This window comes from Rubneribacter badeniensis (genome assembly GCF_002899695.1).
In the GTDB taxonomy this organism is placed as follows: domain Bacteria; phylum Actinomycetota; class Coriobacteriia; order Coriobacteriales; family Eggerthellaceae; genus Rubneribacter; species Rubneribacter badeniensis.
In genome coordinates, this window is sequence record NZ_PPEL01000069.1 from 1 (window position 1) to 18,864 (window position 18,864).

Here is an 18,864-nt window from a genome sequence, read left to right on the forward strand (position 1 = left end):
GCCCACCCCGCCCGCTCCCGCCGTCCCGCGCATTCACCCCCTCCCCGAAGCCGCGACATGCGAAAACGCGCGCCTTGCGGCAACCGCGTGGAGAGGGCCGACGCAAGCGGAAGGGCCAACGACCGCAACCCGCCCGGAAAGCCGCAGTCGACGAGCGCGGACGCGTCCAAGCGCGAAAAGGCCCGCGAACCGAATCGACGGTCCGCGGGCCCGCGAAATCCTCGCAAATCCTCGCGCAACTTCGGGCGCCCAAACCGCCCGGAGCCGCCCCGGAAGCCGCAGGGCCGCCGGGGCAAAGCCCTAGTGCTTGAGGTCGTCCTCGCCCACGATCACGTGCTTCTCGGGATCGTAGACCAAGCCGCCGTGCTCCTTGTGGAAGAACATGAGCAGCGTCGGGGAGATGCCCTCGATGTTCGCCAGGTACACATGGATGAACATGAAGCAGATGAAGACGTACATCATAAAGTAGTGGATGATGCGCATCGACATGAGGCCGCCCACCAGATCGGTGCCCGCCGCGAAGAACCCGAGGTTCATCGTGGGGTTCCAGAGGGCCAAACCCGTGTAGAACATCACGATGATGAGGAGCGGGATGGCGAGGTAGCTGATCTTCTGGGGCACGCCGAGCTTCGCGGACAGCGGATGGTCCTTCTTGAGGAACAGGTAGTACCTGATCCAGTGGATGCCCTGATGGCGGTTGTCGGCCTGCGGCAGCCACGTCTTGTAGTCCATGACCTGCTCGCGCGTGCCGCCGGTGGGCGATGACTTCACGAAGAAGGCCATGGCCACGCGCGCGATGCAGTTGATGAACAGCACGAACCCGCAGAACACGTGCACGCCGCGGGCGATGCCCATGAAGTACGGCCAGAACGGGAAGTGGATGCAGAAGCCGGTGACGATGAGCAGAAGCATCGCCACGAGGTTGATCCAGTGCGTGATGACGAAGGGCATCGGATGCGCTTCGCGGTAATGTGCCAAATGCGCCATGCTACTTCACCCCCCAGGGGCTCGTGACCGTCTCGAAGCTCTTGCCCGTGGCCGGCTCGGTGATGTGGACGGCGCACGCCGTGCACGGGTCGAAGCTGTGGACCGTGCGCAGGGCGTTGATCGGCTTCTCGACGTCGCCGACCGGATTGCCGATGAGCGCCTGCTCGAGCGGGCCCTTCTCGCCGTCGGCGTTCACCGGAGCGAGGTTCCACGTGGACGGGATGATGATCTGGTACCCCTCGATCTTGCCGTCCTTCACGCTCTCCGAGTGGTAGAGCGCGCCGCGCGGGGCCTCCCAGAAGCCGCTGCCCGCGCCGGTGATGGTCTCGGGCTTGCGGAAGTACTCGGAGTCGCCGCTCTTGACGGCCTCGATGAGCTCGTCGACCCATTCCTTCATGAGGCCGGCGATATAGAGCGTCTCGACCTGGCGGATGGCCGTGCGGCCGAGCGTGGACTGCGCCACGCCGATCTGGCCGGGAGCCCCGAGCGCTTCGAGCAGCCCGTCGACCTGCTCCACGACGAACGGCACGTTGCGCTTGTACGCGGCCAAGATGCGGGCGAGCCCGCCGGCCTCGTAGGGCTTGCCGCCGTACGCCGGGCACTTGACCCACGTGTAGCGGTCCTCCACGTTGTACTCGGTGTACTCGGGCTCCGTGACGAAGTAAGGGGCCGTGAGCGTCTCCTCGCCCTTGTACCAGGACGATCCCATGTACTCGGTGATGAGGCTCTCGTCCACGTCGCTCAGGTTGAGGTTCTCGTCGAGCACGCCCATGGGCAGGTAGCGATCGGCGAGCTCCATGCTCTGCTTCTCGAACACGCCCCAGGCGATGTAGCGGCCGCAGCCCTTGCCCCAGTTGAGCGCGTCGGCGTAGTACGGCGCGATGGCCAGGGTGTCGGGGATCATCGTGGAGGCCACCCAGTTGTAGATCTCGTCGGCGAGGCCTTTGAGCTCGTCGAGCTTCTGATCGGTGGGCACGAAGGCCGTGCCGCCGGGAACGAGCGTCATGACGTGCGGCATCTTGCCGCCCAGCACGGCGGAGATCTGCGAGGCCTTCGCCTGCATGGTGAGCGCCTCGAGGTAGTGGGCCGTGCAGATGAGGTCGAGCTCGGGCGGCAGCTGGTAGGCCGTGCCGTCCTCGGCATCGAACCAGTTGCCGGAGAAGATGGACAGCTGGCCGTTGTCGGCGAAGGTGGACAAGCGCTCCTTGAGGGCCACGAAATCGCTGTTCGTGGACGTGCCCGCCTCAAGCGCCAGCGCGTAGGCGTCGGCCGGGTCGGCCTTGAGGGCGTTCAAGGGGTTCACGTAGTCGAGCGCGGCCAGGTTGTAGAACCACAGGATGTGGCTGTGCAGGAACTGCGCGCCCTCGAGGAGGTTGCGGATGATGCGCGCGTTGTTCGAGATCTTGATGCCGTAGGCCTTCTCGGCCGCGATGGAGGACGCATGGGCATGCGAGACCGGGCACACGCCGCAGATGCGCTGCACGATCTGCGCGGCGTCTTCGGGCGTGCGGTTCTCCACGACCATCTCCATGCCGCGGAAGCAGCCGCCCGACACCCAGGCGTCGGAGACCTTGCCGTTTTCGACTTCCATCTCCACGCGCAGATGGCCCTCGATGCGGGTGATCGGATCGATGACTGAACGGGTCATGCGGGCTTACCTCCCTTCTTTCTTGTCGTTGGCGGTATCGGCGGCATCGTACTTGCCGATGGACTTGTCGGGGTGCTTCGCATCCCAGCTGCGGACCTTCTCGAAGTCGGCGCCGCCGTCCATGCGGCCCGTGATCTTCATGCCGAAGCCGTGCACGACGAGCGCGGCGGCCAGGATGCCGGTGATGCCGAGCGCGATGGTGCCGGGCTGGACCATCCAGTCGCCGATGCGCAGGTCGCGATGGCGCTTGTAGAACGGGGTGTTCACCTCGACCCAGTTGTGGCCCGGATCGTTGGGGTTGGCCTCGCAGCAGCCGATGCAGGGCGCTCCGGCCTGCACGCACCAGCTGCGGCGGTTGTTCCACATGACCACGCCGCAGTTCGACTTCGTCTGCGGTCCGCGGCAGCCGAGCGGATAGAGGCAGTAGCCCAGGGCCTCCTCCTTGCTGCCGAACTCGTAGACGAACTCGCCGTTCTCGAAGTGGCCGCGGCGTTCGCAGTTGTCGTGCACCGTCTGGCCGAAGATGCCGGCGGGCTTGCCCTCGCTCGTCAGGTCGAGCTCGGAGGGCGCAAGACCCAAGAGCACGACGTCGGCGAGAACGGCGACGAGCCACTCGGGGTTCGCCGGACAGCCCGGGACGTTCACGACCGGCGTGTTGATGCCCTGCTTCTTCAGGTACTCCTGCACGCCGAGCGCGCCCGCCTGGTTGGGATGCGCGCCCATCCAGCCGCCGTTGACCGCGCACGAGCCGAGCGCGACCACAGCGGCAGCGTCTTTGGCCGCATCGATCAGATGATCCGTGCCCGGCTTGTCGGCCACGCGCAGCGCCTGGCCGCCCCAGCCCTCGAGCACGGCCCCCTCGTACACGAGGATGTAGTTCCCGGCGCACTCCTTGATGGTCTGATCTTTGGCCAGCTCCATGGACTCGCCGGCGGCAGCCGACAGCGTCTCGGAGTAGTTGAGCGAGATCATCTCGAGCACGATCGACGCCGCGTCGGGAGTCTCCACCTGCGCGAACGATTCCGTGCAGCCCGTGCACGACGCGCCTTCGATCCAGATGACCGGGTACAGCTTGCCCTTCGCTGCGCCGATCACGGACGACTCGAGGGCCTGCGCCACGCGCGGCGCCGCAAGCTCGGACAGCCCCGCCGCCACCGCGACCGCGCCGCACAGTTTCATGAAGCTGCGCCGGCTGACGCCGCGCGCGGAAAGCATCTGCTGAAACTCTGAAACCGTGGCCTCTGTTTCCATGTGCACACCTCCTCAGGTGCTCTCGTCTTCCCTTATCTCTGGTCACGTATTCTCCCCGACGGGCGAAACAAACGGGAGAACATGCGCGCGAGCGCAACATTTGGCCCGCCAATGGCATGAAAATGTTACGGTTTCCGCTGGTCGTAACATGAGTTATTCACTCTCGCCGCCATTTTCCGCGATTTCATGCAAAACGGCCCGGAAAAGCGCGCTTCGTATGCAGACGGCGCACGCCAAGAAACGCAAGGACCGCGGCCCTCTCGCCCGTTCGCCCTCCCGTAGGTTTCTTGTCGCGCGCCGCTTCTCCCATCCTCGTCCGTCGCGAAGATAGGTATCATAGCACAAGCGCAGACGGACGAGAACCACCGACTGGAAGGATGAAGCCATGCCCGCCACCGAACCCACCTTCGCCTACCTCGGCCCCGCCGGAACCTACTCCGACGAGGCGGCGCGCGCCTTCGCCGCGCGCCTCGGCGCGGACGAGCCCGCGCTGTTCGAATGCTCGTCGCTCGACGAGGTGTTCGACTGCGTGGACCGCGGACGATGCGAGTACGGCGTCGTCCCCACGGAGAACTCGCTCGAGGGGCCGGTGACCGCCACGCTCGACAACTTCGCCTTCAAAAGCTCGGCCTCGATCCTCGGCGAGGAGGTCCTCGACATCCACCACTGCCTGCTTCTGGCTCCCGGCGCGAGCCTCGACGAGGTGGAGCGCGTGGCGTCGCACCCCCAGGGCCTCGCGCAGTGCCGGCGCTTCCTGTCCGAACGGCTGCCGGGGCGCGCCTCCGTCACGACGTCGTCCACGGCCGAGAGCGCGCGCCTGTCCGCCGCCGACCCGCACGTGGCCGGCATCGCCAACGCCTTCGCGGCGCAGCTCTACGGCGCGCACGTGGCCGAGCGCGACATCGAGGACCACTTCGGAAACCAGACGTCGTTCGCGCTCATCGGCCGGCAGGGACACCCGTCCGTGCTCTCGGGCCCGCGCATGAAGACCTCGCTCGCGCTGTTCCTGCAAGCCGACAAGGCGGGCGCGCTGCTCATGATCCTCTCCGAGTTCGCCTACGCGAACGTCAACCTCACGAAGATCCAATCGCGCCCCACCAAGCAAGCGCTCGGCGAGTACATGTTCTTCATCGATCTGGAGGGCAGCGTGAACGACCTGGCCGTGCAGACCGCCCTCAACTGCCTGCGCCTCAAGCTGCGCGAGGTGAAGGTGCTCGGAAGCTACCCGGCAGCGTAACGGCTCTCGGGCCGCTTCCGGAGCGCAAAGGCCCTGCGAGGTCGCCTCTTCGCTTCGAAGCGTCCCGCGTCCGCTTTCGCGCCCCGGAAACCCCGACGCCGACGCCGATGGGCGGCCCGACGCGGATCGGGCAGAAGGCGCGCAACGCTGCGTCCGCGACCCGCAAAAACCGCGCGGTTTCCCCGGGTTGCAACGGAACCGCCATCGCTTGAAGGGTTTGCGCGCCGCATCGTCCCCTTCAAAACGCCTGGCCAGATGATCGCGCTTCGACACCGGCAGAGAATGCGCGCGCCTTCGTCCAGTCGCCCGCTCCCGCGCGCTTAGAACGCGATGACGCCGAGATGCTCGAGCAGGATCTTGAGGCCGATGAGGATGAGCACGACGCCGCCGGCGATGGCGGACGGCCGCTCGTACCTGGCCCCGAAGCGGTGCCCCGCGGCCACGCCCGCCAGCGAGAGGACGAAGGTGGTCGCGCCGATGAGCGCGACGGAAGATGCGATGTCCACGTGCAGGAACGCGAACGTGACGCCCACGGCCAGCGCATCGATGCTCGTGGCCACGGCCAGCATCGCCAGCTCGCGCACGTCGAGTTTGCCGTCGACCGGACACGATGCGCCCTCGCCCTCCTCGTGGCACGCCTCCCACAGCATCCTGGCCCCGATGAAGGTCAGAAGCCCGAAGGCGATCCAGTGGTCGATCGGCGTGATGAGCGCCTCGAACTGCGTGCCGAGCGCCCAGCCGGCAAGCGGCATGAGCGCCTGGAACCCGCCGAAGAACAGCGCGATGACCACCGCTTGGCGCACGTCGAGCCGCCTCATGCCGAGGCCCTTGCACACCGCCACGGCGAACGCGTCCATCGACAGCCCCACCGCGATCAAGAACAGCTCCACCAGCCCCATGGGCGCTCCTCTCGTCCGCTCGCGACCTCCCCCGGCCGCCCCGCGCCGTGCGCGGGCGCAAAAAAACCGACGCGCACGCGTCGGCAGCATGAAGCGGTGCGACGGATGCGCCACACCGCGAGTCTTGTCGTTTAAGGATGCGCCAGCTTCTCCCGGAAGCAGCATGTTGACGCAGCCGCCCTTTCCAGAGCCGACTACTCCCCCACGGGATGCGCGTATTGTAGCACAGCGCCCCGGACATGCGCCCGTCTTTTTCGCACGTCGCGCTTCGGCTGCGGACGAGAGCGAGGAAGCGAGCAGAGGGGGAATCGAAGCCGCACCGAGCTCAAAGCTAGGCGCGCAAGCCCGCGCCCTCTTCGCGGAAGAACCCCTCGGCGATCAAGTCGTCCACGATGGAGTCGAACGCCGCACCGTCCACGCCGTCGCGGCCGGCGGCGCGCTCGAAGGCGTCGAGGCGCCGCGCCAGCTCGTCTCTGCCGATGCCGGGCTCGGCGAGCACGACGCGCACGATCTCGGCGCGCTTCTGGCGCCGCGACCCTTCGAACGCCGACTGGCGCGCGTGGTGCGCGCTGCGCCGCGACGGGTTCGCGACGACCGACTTGAGGTGCGCGCCGTAATCGAGCAGCGCGTAGTACCACGCCCGCGCGTCGTCTTCGGGGCACGTGGCGGCCACGAGAGGGGCAAGCTCGCGGTCGGCCACTTTGTCGCGGTCGGGGAACAGCTCGTGCAGAAACACCGTCCGCACGTTCGTCTCGAGGTAGACGCCGGGACGGTTGCGCGCGAACGCCATCACGCCCGCCGCCGTGGCGGGGCCGATGCCGGGCAGCGCCTGCAAGCCCTCGTGCGTGTCGGGCAGCCGCCCGCCGAACCGGGCGGAGCACGTCTCGCACGCGCGCTTGAGCGCGAGGGCGCGCCGGTTGTAGCCGAGGCCCTGCCACTGCGCGAGCACGTCGGACGTCGAAGCCGCCGCGAGCGCGTCGAGTGTGGGAAACATCGCCATCCAGCGGCCCCAGTGCTTGAGCACGCGGGTCACCTGCGTCTGCTGCAACATGACCTCCGAAACGAGCACGGCATAGGGATCGTCGATGTTGCGCCACGGCAGATCGCGGTACAGGCGCTCGCCCTCCGCACGCACCTTGGCGCAGAAGGCCTCGCGCGAGAGCGCGCCCGAAGGCCATGCGGAGGGCGTGCCGCCCGCTAGGCGCACGACCCGCACGCGCCTTCGCACGCGGAAGACGCCCCGGACGGCTCCGATAGGACGGACGCGCCGCCCACAGCCTCTAAAGACGCGCAGATCGAACGGCGGCCCGCCGGAGCCTTCTCCATGGCCGCCTCCACCACAGGATGCGACGCCCCCTGCTCGATGAGGTCCTTGAGCGTGATGGACGAGAAGTAATCGTTGAGCAGGGCATCGGCTCCCTGCCACAGCTTGTTGTAGGCGCAGTGCCCTTGCTTCGCGCAAAAACCGGGATCGATGGCGCACAGCGAGACGCTCACCGGCCCCTGCACCGCTTCGAGCACGTCGAGCAGCGTCGTCTCGGCCGGATCGCAATTGAGCGCGAGCCCTCCTCGGGCACCGCGCACCGTCTTGATGAGCCCCCCCTTCACCAGGTCGTGCTGGATGCTGCGCGCGAAGGCGTAGGGTATCCCCTCGGCCTCGGCGACATCGGAGACGGACACGTAGGACTCGCCGCTATGGTAGGCGGCGCGAAGGATCCGGCAGGCGTAGTCGCAACGCCGCGTGATGTCCATCGGTTAACCCTCCTCCCCTCTCAAAAGATCGTCCGCATGCTCGAGCTCGCGGCGAAAACCGCTCACGACGGCTTCCTCGAGCGCTCGGTACTCGTCGGAATCGAGCGGCTGGTAGGCCGCCAGCTTGTCGAACAGATTGTCGGCCGTCACCGGCACGTAGCGGCGCGCGACGAGGCTGGCCTTGTAGGCCTCCTCGATGGCCTCGCGAGCGGCCATGTACAGATCGTAGCGCGGCATCTGGGCCGAGTAGCGCACGAGCGCCGCGCGATCGACCCCCCGGACGGAGGGATGCTCGCGAGCGATCTCCATCCAGATGTCGGCCCGTTCGGACTCGGTGGGATAGTCGATGTCGATGACCGACAGAGGTTCGAGCAGCTCGTAGAAGAACGGATCGACCTCGCCCGCCTCCGCGGCAGAGGCCAGCACGTGCACGTCGGGATTCTCCACCGCCGAACGGATAAGGCCAATGGCCTCGCGCGCCCCGCGCGAGAGGCTGGCCATGAGGAACCCGCCGAAGTCGTCTGCAGTCCCGTCGCCGAGGGGCGACACCCACAGATCGAGGTCCTCGAGCATGAGCACGCCCGCGCCCTCGAAGGAGGTGCGGGACGCGTTGAGGCGGGGCTGGCGGTCGGCCTGCGCCATGACGCACAGCACCGGCACGCCCTGGAGGTTCTCCTCCATGCGCATGCGGATGGCCGGCAGGTCGAGCTCGCCGAGCGTGGCGGCCATGAAGCGGTTGGCGTCCTCGCGCGCCGGCGAACGGAACAGAAGCGCGTCGGAGGCCGGCATGCGGTCGAGCCCGTGGCGGGCGTTGAGCAGGCTCACGAGCTCTTGGAAGCGCTCGTCATGCTGCATGCCCACGCCGAAATCGCGCATGAGCGCCACCGTCTCGTCGTAGCCGACGATGTCCTTGTATGAGATGCGCTCCATCGAGGACGGAGCAGCCTGCGAGCCAACCAGGGCGCCCGCGGCGCGCACGACGGCTTCCAGGGCGCTGCCCTCAGAAGAGCCCGACGTGCGAACCTGGGCAGAGGCGTCGGCATCGGCTTCGGACGGGCTGCCGGAGGCGTCGGCAAGCGCCGCGCCGTCAGAGGCGGCCCCGCCCGCCTCGGAAGCCCCATCGCCGCCGCCTTGCTCTGCACCGCACGGAGCGTCCGTCCCTTCGGCCGAGCGCCGCGACGGGGCGGTGACGTGCTCCACGCGCACGAGGCGCGCGGCAGACACGCCGAGGAAATCCTGGGAGATCATGTCGGTCATGTCCTCGAGGTCCTCGCGTGAAAGCCCGAACTCCTCCAACTTGTCGAGCGCGAGGCTCTGCAGCTGGTCGGCGCAGGCGGCCACCTCGTCCTGCGTGAGGTACGGCTCGAGGCGCTCGAAGGCATACTCGGCGATGGAGCGCTCCTTGAGCGTGCACGCGAGGCTCCACGCCTGCTTGAGGCCCGCAAGGGCCTCCTCGTCCGGCGGTGTGCCGTCGCGATGCTGGGCGCGCTCGAACGCCGCCAGGTACAGGTGCATGCCGAGCACCGCGTCGCCCGACGCGCACGCCGCGGCGGCGCGGCGCAGGTATTCGGCAGACGAGTTCGCATGCTCGTCGTTGTGGCTGGGCGAGCTGTTCGCGTCGTTCTCAAACATGGACCCAACCTCCTTCGTCGTAGGGAAACGTCCGTGTCGCAAGCATGATTTGCCTATGGTCTGGTCGCATTTTACCGAAGAAGGCGGCGAAGCGAAGGGCGCACCGCAAAAACCCCAAAACGTAAGGAAGTCGAAAGCCCCTTTCCGCTCCACGACCCCTCGCGTTGCGCAGACGCTCAGCCGACGCGAAACGCCTGCGGCGTCTCGGCGATGCGCAGACCAATGCGGCTCGGCAGAGCGCCCGCACGCAGGCGCGCCAACGCGCCCCGCACGGTTCGCGCGGAGCAGCAGCCGCTACCAGTCGAGCACATCCCACCCCCGCGCCCGCGCCGTGCGCGAAAGCGGCCGGTCGGGCGAGACGGCGTGGGCGTGCTCGGCCGCCGCGAGCACGGCGCGGTCGGAATGATGGTCGCCGTAGGCGTGGGCGAGCCTCCAGCCCCCCGAGCCGAAGCGCGCGTCGCCGAAGCGACGAAGGGCGGCGAGCTTCTCCTCCCCCTCCACGGGAAGCCCCTCCACCTGGCGCGTGTAGGTGCCGTCAGCCGCCACGCGCATACGCGTGGATATCTGGTTCTCGAAGGGGTGGCGCTCGCTCGCGCGCAGGATGATCGGCTCGAACGTGGCCGAGATCACCACCACCACGTCGCCGGCGGTGGCGTGCGCGCGCATGGCCGCGTCGGCCTCGGGCCGAAACAGCGGCGCGATGCGCTCGTCGTAGAACTCCGCCAGAAACGCGTCCACCTCGCGGGCAGGCTTGCCTTCAAACGCGGTGAACACGAGGCCGCGCACCCAGCTCTCGTTCTGCGGAAGTCGGAACTTGTAGGCGGCCGCCCACAAGAGGATGCGCGCGATTACGCGCTTCTTGAGCATCTTCTTGCCCATGAGGTACGACACGAGCAGAACCGGCGAGTTGCCGTCGATGCTCGTGCCGTCGAAGTCGAACACGGCGAGCCGCACCGGCTCGCCCGGTGCGGCCCCGTCGCGCCCGCTTGTCAGTTCAGTCCCCGCTCGGGACATGCGCCGCCACCCCATCCCGTCCGAACGGAGCGGCGGCGCCTGCCCGGCGCTAGCCCTCCGCCTCGTCTGTCGTCTCGGTGAATTGTGAATTATACAACTCCGCGTAGAAACCGCCAAGCGCGAGCAGCTCCTCATGCGCCCCCTGCTCCACGATGTCGCCGTCCCGCATGACGAGGATGAGGTCGGCGTTTCTGATGGTGGAGAGCCTATGCGCGATGACGAACGCCGTGCGTCCGGCCATGAGGTTGTCCATGGCCTTCTGGATGCGCTCCTCGGTGCGCGTGTCCACCGAGCTCGTGGCCTCGTCGAGGATGAGCATGCGGCGGTTCGCCAAGATGGCGCGCGCGATGGTGAGCAGCTGCCGCTGACCCTGGCTCACGTTGCCCGCGTCCTCGTCGATGACGGTGTCGTAGCCCTCCGGCAGCGTCTGCACGAAGTGGTGCACGTAGGCCGCCCTCGCCGCCGCCTCCACCTCCTCGTCGGAGGCGTCGAGCTTGCCGTAGCGGATGTTCTCGCGGATGGTGCCGCTGAACAGCCACGTGTCCTGCAGCACCATGCCGAACAGCGAGCGCACGTCGTCGCGCGCGAAATCGCGGATGTCGCGCCCGCCGATGCGGATGGAGCCGCCCTGCACGTCGTAGAAGCGCATGAGCAGCTTGACCATCGTGGTCTTGCCGGCTCCCGTCGGCCCCACGATGGCGACGGTCTGCCCCTCCTCCACCTGCGCAGAGAAGTCCTTGACCACGGGCTTGGCCGGGTCGTAGCCGAAGCGCACGTGGTCGAACTCAACGCAACACTCCACGTCCTTCGCGCGCGCAAGGACGCGCTCGGGCTCCTCCTCCGGCTCCTCGAGGAAGGCGAAGATGCGCTCGGCCGCGGCCGCCATCTGCTGCAGCACGGCGGACACCTGCGAAAGCTGGGTGATGGGCTGCGTGAAGTTCTTCACGTACTGGATGAACGCCTGGATGTCGCCCACCGTGATGGCCCCCTGCACGGCCAGAAAGCTGCCCGTGACGGCCACCGCCACGTAGCCCAGGTTGCCCACGAAGTTCATGATGGGCTGCATGAGGCCGGAGACGAACTGGGACTTCCAGGCCGACTCGCGCAAGCGCGCGTTCACCTCGCCGAAGCGCTCGACCGTGCCGTCCTCGCGGTTGAAGGCGCGCACGACGGCGTGCCCCGAGAACGTCTCCTCCACCAGGCCGTTGATCTCGCCGAGCGTGTTCTGCTGGGCGAGGAAGAACTTCTGCGAGCGCTTCACCACCACCGCGACCAGGACGATGGACACGGGCAGGATGACCACGGTCACGAGCGTCATGAGCGGGTTGATGGACAGCATCATGGCGAGCACGCCGACGATGGTGACCGAAGACGTGATGAGCTGGGTCACCCCCTGATTGAGGCTTTGGCCGAGCACATCCACGTCGTTGGTGATGCGCGAGAGCACGTCTCCCGTGCTCGTGCGCTCGAAGTAGCCCATGGGCATGCGGTCGATCTTCTCGGCGATGCCGCGGCGCAGCTCGTAGCACGTGCGCTGCGAGACCGACGACATGATCCACCCTTGCACGAACGAGCACGCCGCGCTCAGCAGGTACAGCCCGAGTGTGAGCAGAAGGATCCGCGCGATTGCGTCGAAGTCGATGCCGCCCGTGCCGCCGATCTTCGCCACGATGCCGTCGAACAGCTCGGTCGTCGCCGTGGACAGCACCTTCGGCCCCACGATGGAGAACGCCGTCGATCCGATGGCGAACGCGAGCACCACCGCGATCGCCGCTTTGAACCGCCCCATGAAGGCGACGAGCTTGCCGACGGTGCCCTTGAAGTCCTTGGGCTTCTCTCCCGGCGCCATGCGTCCGGCGGGCCCGTGCCCGAAGCCGCCGCGGCGCGGTCCGCCCGTCTGCGCCGATGCCGTTGCGTTCCGCGCGCTCATGCCGCATCGCCTCCGTTCAGCTCAGCCGCGGACAGCTGCGACATCGTGATCTCGCGGTACTCCTCGCACGTCTCCATAAGCTCCCCATGCGTTCCCTGGCCGACAACGCGCCCCTCGTCGAGCACGACGATCTTGTCGGCGTGCAGCACGGTCGAGATGCGCTGCGCCACGATGACGACGGTCTTGTCGGACAGGCGCGCCCGCAGCTCGCGGCGCAGGGCCGCGTCGGTCCGGTAGTCGAGCGCCGAGAAGCTGTCGTCGAAGAGGTAGGCGCGGGCGTCGGTCGCCAGCGCGCGGGCGATGGCGAGCCGCTGGCGCTGGCCGCCCGACACGTTCGTGCCGCCCTGCGACACGGCCGACGAAAGGCCCCCTTCCTTCGAGGACACGAACTCGGCGGCCTGGGCGATGTCGACGGCCTCCTCCACGCGCGCATGCGGCATGCCCTCGTCCGCGTACGCCACGTTCGACTCGATGGTGCCGCTGAACAGAAACGACTTCTGCGGCACGTAGCCCAGCTGCTCGCGCAGCGCGCGCTGGGAGACCTCGCGCACGTCCACGCCGTCGACGGTGACCGAGCCGCTCGTCACGTCGTGGAAGCGCTCGACGAGCTTCAAGATGGTGGACTTGCCCGACCCGGTGGAGCCGATGATCGCCGTGGTCCTTCCCGGCTCGGCCGTGAAATCGACGTGCTCGAGCACGCACTCCTTCGATCCCGCGTACCTGAAGCTCACGTCGTGAAACGCGATGGCCGCGCCGCCTGTGCGCGCCGAAAGCTCGGCGTCGCGCGCGCAGGCGGGCGCGGGATCGCGTACCGAGGGCGCCGCGGACAGCACTTCGTTCACGCGCTGCGCGGCCACGTCGGCGCGCGGCAGGATGATGGAGACCATGCCGATCACGAGGAACCCCATGATGATGACCATCGAGTAGGTGATGAACGCGATGAGGTCGCCCGTCTGGATGGCGCCCGTGTCGATGGAGCGGCCGCCCACCCACACGATGAGGACCGACACGCCGTTCATGACGAGCATCATGAGCGGCATCATGAACGTCATGACGCGGTTCGTGAACAGCTGCGTCTTCATGAGGCGCGCGCTGGCCGCGTCGAAGCGCTCCTCCTCGTAGGGCTGCCGGTCGAACGCCCGGATGACGGGCAACCCCGTGAGCATCTCGCGCGACACGAGGTTCACGCGGTCGATGAGCTTCTGCATGGCCTTGAACTTGGGCATGGCCACCTTCATGAGCACGGCGACGATCGCGCCGAGAACCGCCACGGCCAGCACGATGACCCAGCTCATGGACAAATCGGTGCGCGACGCCATGATGATGCCGCCCACGGCCAGGATGGGGGCGTAGAGCACCATGCGCAAAAGCATGGAGACGACCATCTGGATGAGCTGGATGTCGTTGGTGCCGCGCGTGATGAGCGAGGCGGCCGAGAACCGCTGGATCTCGGCGTCGGAGAACGACACCACCTGGCTGAACAGCTTGGCGCGCAACGTCGCCCCCACCTTCGCGGCCGTGCGCGAGGCGATGAGGCCCACGAGCACCGCCGCGGCCATGCCGAGCGCGGCGATGCCGAGCATGGTCAGGCCGATGCGGACGAGATACGACATGCGCATGTCCGACAGGTTGTAGCCGAGCCGCTCGTACTCCGCGCGGGCGGCGGCGACGGCCTGCTGCTCGACGAGGGAGTCGCCGCCAGCGCCCAGTTTCTCCTTGGCTTCGTCGAGCATGTCGATGACCTGGTCTTTCGAGATCGTATCAGCCTGATAGGCCTGCAGGGCCTGATCGAGGTCGAGGTCGGGGGCCCGTTCGGAGGAATGGACGGCCACAAGCGGCAGCGCCATCATGCGGTCGAGCGCATCGACCTCCTTCTTCCCCTGCTCGTTGAGGCGGTACGTGCCCTCGGGAGTCTCGTCGTAGGCATCGCGGAACGTTTGCTCGTCGCCTTCGGGCAGCATCATGGCGACGAGGTCGTGGGTGCGGGCCGTCATCTCGTCGACGGCGACGTGCTCCACGCCGGACTGCTGGATGCCCACGTCGACGATCTTCGAGGTGTAGCTGGGAAGCGCCAGGTCGGCGGCCGCCTGCGCCACGAGCAGGCACACGACGAGCGCCACCGCGAGCTTGCAGTCTTTGAGGTAGCGGATTATGCGCACGCGCCGTCGCCTCCCTTCCCGTCGTGGAAGTCGGCCACCTTGCGCAGGATGCGCACGAGGCTGCGCACGTCCTCTTCGCCCACGTAGGCCATGACCTCGTCCATATGCTTGCTGTGCAGCCTTTTCGCTTCGGCGGCGAGGCGCTCGCCCTCGGGCGTGAGGACGACGGCGACGCCCCGGCAGTCGCCGCCCGCCCGATGGCGCTCGATGAGCCCCTTCTCCTCGAGAGACTTGAACGTCTGCGACAGGGCGCTCGGCGTGGTGTGGGCGCGCTCGGCGATGCGCCCGGGACGCGTCTCGCCGATGCGGCGCGCCTCGGCCACGGCCATCACCGTGCGCGCTTCGAGAGGCGTCGCACCCTCGGGCGTCGGCGACGCGACGCGAGAGCGCCTCATGCGCTGCATGAGCTCGTACAGCTCGCGTTTGAGCTCCGCGAACGAATCTTCCATAGCTCTCCTTCCCGCTTGCGGGCAGACGCGCTCCGCGCCCTCCCGCGCTTCCCGCCTTGCGCTGCGGCCGTCTCGTGCCGACACGGACTTCAACGCCGTCTGCGGACGGTTGCGCGCCCGGCACCGCCTCCGTCCCGGGCCTCCCCGACCGCAGCCGCGTCCGACCGCGAAAGCGGAAGACCGAGCGAACCGGCCCATTCGAAAGCCGATTCGCCTGAGGGCCAACGGTACCAGAACAAATGCTTTAGTTACTAAAATGTTTCATTGCTCACAGAACCCGCAAAGACGGCTCCTCCGACGCACCATGCGCCGAAGGCGCAGCCGCCCGTCGAAAACGGCGAAAGGGCTCGGTACCGAAGCCGCAAGAGCGCACATGCGCGCGTTTTGGCACGAAGACCCCGGAAAGCTCCCCGCGACCTTGAAACGGCAACGGATCGGGGGCTTTCCACCACATCTTGCCGAAGGCGCGCCTCCCGTCTGCCAATCCGACCGAAGCGACGCACCGTTCAGCGCGGAGGATGGCCGACGGAGGGGTTTTCGGAAGATTGCGCCTTTCCGCAAACCCTCCGGAGGCACCCCCTCGCACCCGGCAGCGCGCTAGGGAACGCGAGGCCGGGAAGCGCCCATCGCATTCCTCATTTTTCTTGAAAATAAGTATTGCGCGCGCGCCCGACACCCGGTAGAATAATCCGCGCTGCTGAAGCACGGGGTGTTAGCTCAGTTGGTTAGAGCGCCGGCCTGTCACGTCGGAGGTCGCGAGTTCGAGTCTCGTACATCCCGCCATTTCTTTCAGCTCAGCGGCGACGCAGCGGACGATCCGCATGCCCACGGGGTGTTAGCTCAGTTGGTTAGAGCGCCGGCCTGTCACGTCGGAGGTCGCGAGTTCGAGTCTCGTACATCCCGCCATCGAAACGCAAGGCCCGCCGGACGGCGGGTCTTTCTCGTAGTCCGAAGAAAGCCGCAAAACGATCGAGCGGACATCCCCGTCGCGAACGTCGGGCCCTCGCGGCGCAAGACCCTTCCCTCGGCATCCTCAGCGTGCGGCCCTTTGGGCGATGCGCGTCACGGAAAGCGCCCGCACGCGTCCCGCGTCGGAGGCGTCGGCGGCCACAGACGAGGGCTCGGCGTTCTCCACGAACGACAGCAGCGGCTCGTCGCCCGCCTCGTCGAGGCAGGCGCGCAAAAGCACGTCGGGACGCAGGCTGCCCGTGGGCTTCGATTCGAGCGAGAACGTGAGCACCGCGCCGGAAAGCTCCGGCTCGCCAACGAGGAACTCGGCCACGGAAAGCGTCCGCTCCTTCTTCTTGCGCACCACCGTCACCGTTGCGGGGACGGACAGCGCGCCGACAGCGCGCGAGAGGAGCGCGCGGTACGTGCCCACGGGATACGCCGCCGACGCGGCCGCATCGTGCGGGCCTATGTAGGAGCACGCCTTCACCATGAGGTCGGGCACGCTCGCCCCCTGAAGCGCCTCAAGGACCTCATCGGGCGGCACGTAGCGCGTCATCTGCAGGTCGAACAGCTCGCAGGTGCCCCCCACGCCCACGGGCAAGGCCGCGCCGAAGGCGATCTTCATATGCGGAGAGAAGCCCTGGCTCACCGCGAACGGCAGCCCCGCGCGCCGCACGGCGCGCTCGAGGGCGCGGGCCACCTCCAGATGGGACAGCAGCGCGAGGCGCCCCTGTTTGCAGTAGGTCGCACGCAGGCGGAACAGGTTCGGATCAGGCACGAGAGCCCCCTTTCCCCTCGGCGACCGCAGCGGCTGCAGCGAACGCGGAGGACGCGCCGGGCCCGGGTCCGCAGGAGGCACCGCCGCCCGCCGCGGCGGGCACCGCGCGCGCGTTCGAGCCCGCGGCCGTGCGCGGGCGCGCCAGCTCGTTGTCGGCGCCGAGCGCAGGGCACGCGCCGCACGCCGAGCAGTTCTCGAACGTGCAGTCCGGCGTGGTGCGCTCCTCGCCCGCCAGCCTCCGCTCGCGCGCGAGCCAGCGCGTCGACACGCCGGTGGAGATGTGCGCCCACGGCATCACGCGCTCCACCGGATAGGCCGTCTGCGCGATGGCCGCCGGGTCGACGCCCGCCTCCGCGGCCGCCTCGCGCCACGCCTCCTCGTCGAAGCACTCCGTCCACGCGTCGAAGCGCGCGCCACGGCGCCACGCGGCCTCCACCCACGCGGCCGCCTCGCGGCCCGCGCGGCTCATCACGGCCTCCACGAAGCTCGTGGACGGGTCGTGCCAGTGCACGTCCACCGCCTTGTACTTCACCGAGCGTCGCAGTAGGTTCACGCGCCGCATGGCCTCCTCGGGCGGGATCTGCCCGTCCCACTGAAACGGCGTCTGCGCCTTCGGCACGAACAGCGCGCACGACACGCTCACGCGCACGCTGCCGCGCTGCTCGGGTGCCACGGCGGCCTTCGCCCGGTCGTAGGCGCGCTGCGCGAGGCTCGCGATGCCCTTGATGTCGTCGTCGGTCTCGGTGGGCAGCCCTATCATGAAGTACAGCTTGCAGCGGCACCACCCGGCGGCAAACGCCGCGTCGATGGCCCCGAACAGGTCGTCCTCGGTCACGTTCTTGTTGATGACGTCGCGCAGCCGCTGCGTGCCGGCCTCGGGCGCGAACGTGAGCCCGCCCTTCTTCTGCCCGGCCACGAGCCCCGCCATGTCCACGCCGAACGAGTCGAGGCGCTGCGAGGGCACCGAGATGCGGATGCCCTTGCCTTCGCAAGAGCGGTTCAGGCGCGTGAGGATCTCGGCGATCTGCGAGTGGTCGGTGGACGAGAGCGAGGTGAGGCTCACCTCGTCGTAGCCCGTCTCGGCCAGCCCGCGCAGCACGGATTCCACCACGTTGTCGGCGGAGCGCTCGCGCACGGGGCGGTACATCATGCCTGCCTGGCAGAAGCGGCAGCCCCGCGCGCAGCCGCGCAGCACCTCCACGTTCAGCCTATCGTGCACCACCTCGGTGAACGGCACGATGCACGGCTCCCATCCGCTGCTGTGCGCGAACCCCTCGAACAGGCGCTTCTCGATGCGCGCGGGCACCCCGTCCTCAAGCGGCACCGCCCACGCGCCCGCCCGCTGCGCCTCCTCCTCGGAAAGCCAGCGGTAGAGCGCGGGCACGTACCAGCCGTCCTCGCGCGCGAGCGCCCGCAGGATGTCGGCGCGGCGGGCCCCCTCGGCGCGCAGCCGCCGTATGAGCGCAAGGCCCTCCGGCAGCGCCTCCTCGCCTTCTCCGATGGACAGCGCGTCGAAGAACGGCGCATACGGCTCGGGATTGAACGCGCACGGGCCGCCGCCCAGCACGAACGGGTCGTCCTCGGCGCGCGCGTCCGCGCGCAGCGGGATGCCCGCCAAGTCAAGCGTCTCCAGCACGTTCGTGGCCGCCAGCTCGTGCGGCAGCGTGATGCCCACCGCGTCGAACTCGCGCACGGGCGCGCAGCTTTCGAGGGAGAACAGCGGCAGCCCCTCGGCGCGCAGCGTGTCGCAGAACGCGGGCGCGGGCAGAAACGCCCGTTCGGCCGCCATGCCGTCTCGGGCGTTCACCGCGTTCACGAGGATGCGCAGCGCCTGGTTCGCCTGCCCCAGCTCGTAGGTGTCGGGGTACACCATGCAGAAGCGGAAGGACGCGTCCGGCTTGTACACGCAGCCGTATTCGTGGTCGAGGTAGCGCGCGGGGCGCTCCGCGTCGGCGAGCAAGGGCTCGAGGCGCGGCCAGAGATCGGTCATCGGAGGGCTTCCCCTTTCTCAGGGCAGACGGACAGAGACGGCAGAGCGGCGAAACGGCGAAAGCCGACCGTTTGCCCCGAGGGTCGGCAAGATAGCAGAAGCCGGCCCCGCGGGCGCGCGGGCGGGCTCCTCTAGCGCCCCCCGCCCGCGAGACGGGCCGCAGCCGCCTGGCGCACGCCGCCCGCCG

Annotated in this window: 14 protein-coding genes and 2 tRNA genes; 3 read left to right on the forward strand and 13 right to left on the reverse strand. The window is 68.3% G+C overall.

Features of this window, described 5'->3' with window-relative positions; genetic code table 11:
• Nucleotides 1-300 precede the first annotated feature (300 nt).
• From C2L80_RS10180 to C2L80_RS10190, 3 genes are read right to left on the reverse strand one after another with little or no spacing between them, the layout of a single operon-like run.
• Nucleotides 301-987, reverse strand: a complete 687-nt coding sequence (locus tag C2L80_RS10180) for a cytochrome b/b6 domain-containing protein (protein WP_103263152.1) — start codon at nt 985-987, stop codon at nt 301-303.
• Between the two features lies 1 nt (nt 988).
• Entirely contained in the window at nt 989-2,635 is a 1,647-nt protein-coding gene (locus C2L80_RS10185) for a nickel-dependent hydrogenase large subunit (protein WP_087196044.1), read from the reverse strand.
• 6 nt (nt 2,636-2,641) lie between these two features.
• Entirely contained in the window at nt 2,642-3,886 is a 1,245-nt protein-coding gene (locus C2L80_RS10190) for a hydrogenase small subunit (RefSeq protein WP_087196045.1), read from the reverse strand.
• A gap of 385 nt (nt 3,887-4,271) precedes the next feature.
• Here C2L80_RS10190 and pheA point away from each other — a divergent pair, with 385 nt between their 5' ends.
• Nucleotides 4,272-5,123, forward strand: a complete 852-nt coding sequence (gene pheA / locus C2L80_RS10195) for a prephenate dehydratase (protein ID WP_087196046.1) — start codon at nt 4,272-4,274, stop codon at nt 5,121-5,123.
• A 320-nt stretch (nt 5,124-5,443) separates the two neighbouring features.
• On the opposite strand, the gene C2L80_RS10200 is transcribed toward pheA, so the two are convergent.
• From C2L80_RS10200 to C2L80_RS10235, 8 genes are all read right to left on the reverse strand, one after another.
• The gene (locus C2L80_RS10200) at nt 5,444-6,022 is read right to left on the reverse strand and encodes a manganese efflux pump MntP (protein ID WP_087196047.1); all 579 of its coding nucleotides are present in this window, start codon (nt 6,020-6,022) and stop codon (nt 5,444-5,446) included.
• Nucleotides 6,023-6,353: 331 nt separating this feature from the next.
• A complete protein-coding gene (locus C2L80_RS10205) occupies nt 6,354-7,238 on the reverse strand; it encodes an HhH-GPD family protein (RefSeq protein ID WP_417134867.1) in 885 nt (294 codons plus the stop codon).
• Nucleotides 7,220-7,774, reverse strand: a complete 555-nt coding sequence (locus C2L80_RS10210) for an RrF2 family transcriptional regulator (protein WP_087196049.1) — start codon at nt 7,772-7,774, stop codon at nt 7,220-7,222. The genes C2L80_RS10205 and C2L80_RS10210 overlap by 19 nt, the downstream gene beginning before the upstream one ends.
• 3 nt (nt 7,775-7,777) lie before the next feature.
• On the reverse strand, nt 7,778-9,406 hold the full coding sequence (locus tag C2L80_RS10215; protein ID WP_087196050.1) for a ribonucleotide reductase subunit alpha: 1,629 nt from the start codon (nt 9,404-9,406) through the stop codon (nt 7,778-7,780).
• Nucleotides 9,407-9,700: 294 nt separating this feature from the next.
• Nucleotides 9,701-10,420 (reverse strand): HAD family hydrolase, encoded by a 720-nt coding sequence (locus tag C2L80_RS10220; RefSeq protein ID WP_087196051.1) that lies wholly within the window; start codon nt 10,418-10,420, stop codon nt 9,701-9,703.
• Between the two features lie 49 nt (nt 10,421-10,469).
• Nucleotides 10,470-12,350 carry an ABC transporter ATP-binding protein gene (locus tag C2L80_RS10225; protein ID WP_087196052.1) on the reverse strand — a complete coding sequence of 627 codons (1,881 nt, stop codon included), beginning with the start codon at nt 12,348-12,350 and terminating at the stop codon, nt 10,470-10,472.
• Complete coding sequence (locus tag C2L80_RS10230; RefSeq protein WP_103263153.1) at nt 12,347-14,509, reverse strand: ABC transporter ATP-binding protein; 2,163 nt, start codon at nt 14,507-14,509, stop codon at nt 12,347-12,349. The genes C2L80_RS10225 and C2L80_RS10230 overlap by 4 nt, the downstream gene beginning before the upstream one ends.
• Entirely contained in the window at nt 14,500-14,958 is a 459-nt protein-coding gene (locus C2L80_RS10235) for a MarR family winged helix-turn-helix transcriptional regulator (protein ID WP_087196054.1), read from the reverse strand. Before C2L80_RS10235 ends, C2L80_RS10230 begins: the two co-directional genes overlap by 10 nt.
• Nucleotides 14,959-15,664: 706 nt before the next feature.
• On the opposite strand from C2L80_RS10235, the gene C2L80_RS10240 reads away from it, so the two are divergent.
• A tRNA-Asp gene (locus tag C2L80_RS10240) sits at nt 15,665-15,741 on the forward strand.
• 46 nt (nt 15,742-15,787) lie between these two features.
• Nucleotides 15,788-15,864: transfer RNA gene (locus C2L80_RS10245), tRNA-Asp, on the forward strand.
• A gap of 127 nt (nt 15,865-15,991) precedes the next feature.
• On the opposite strand, the gene C2L80_RS10250 is transcribed toward C2L80_RS10245, so the two are convergent.
• Together C2L80_RS10250 and C2L80_RS10255 are read right to left on the reverse strand one after the other, a co-directional pair.
• The gene (locus tag C2L80_RS10250; RefSeq protein WP_087196055.1) at nt 15,992-16,687 is read right to left on the reverse strand and encodes a TIGR03936 family radical SAM-associated protein; all 696 of its coding nucleotides are present in this window, start codon (nt 16,685-16,687) and stop codon (nt 15,992-15,994) included.
• Nucleotides 16,680-18,677: a TIGR03960 family B12-binding radical SAM protein gene (locus C2L80_RS10255; RefSeq protein WP_092200023.1), complete on the reverse strand. Its 1,998-nt coding sequence runs from the start codon at nt 18,675-18,677 to the stop codon at nt 16,680-16,682. The genes C2L80_RS10250 and C2L80_RS10255 overlap by 8 nt, the downstream gene beginning before the upstream one ends.
• Between the last annotated feature and the right edge of the window lie 187 nt (nt 18,678-18,864).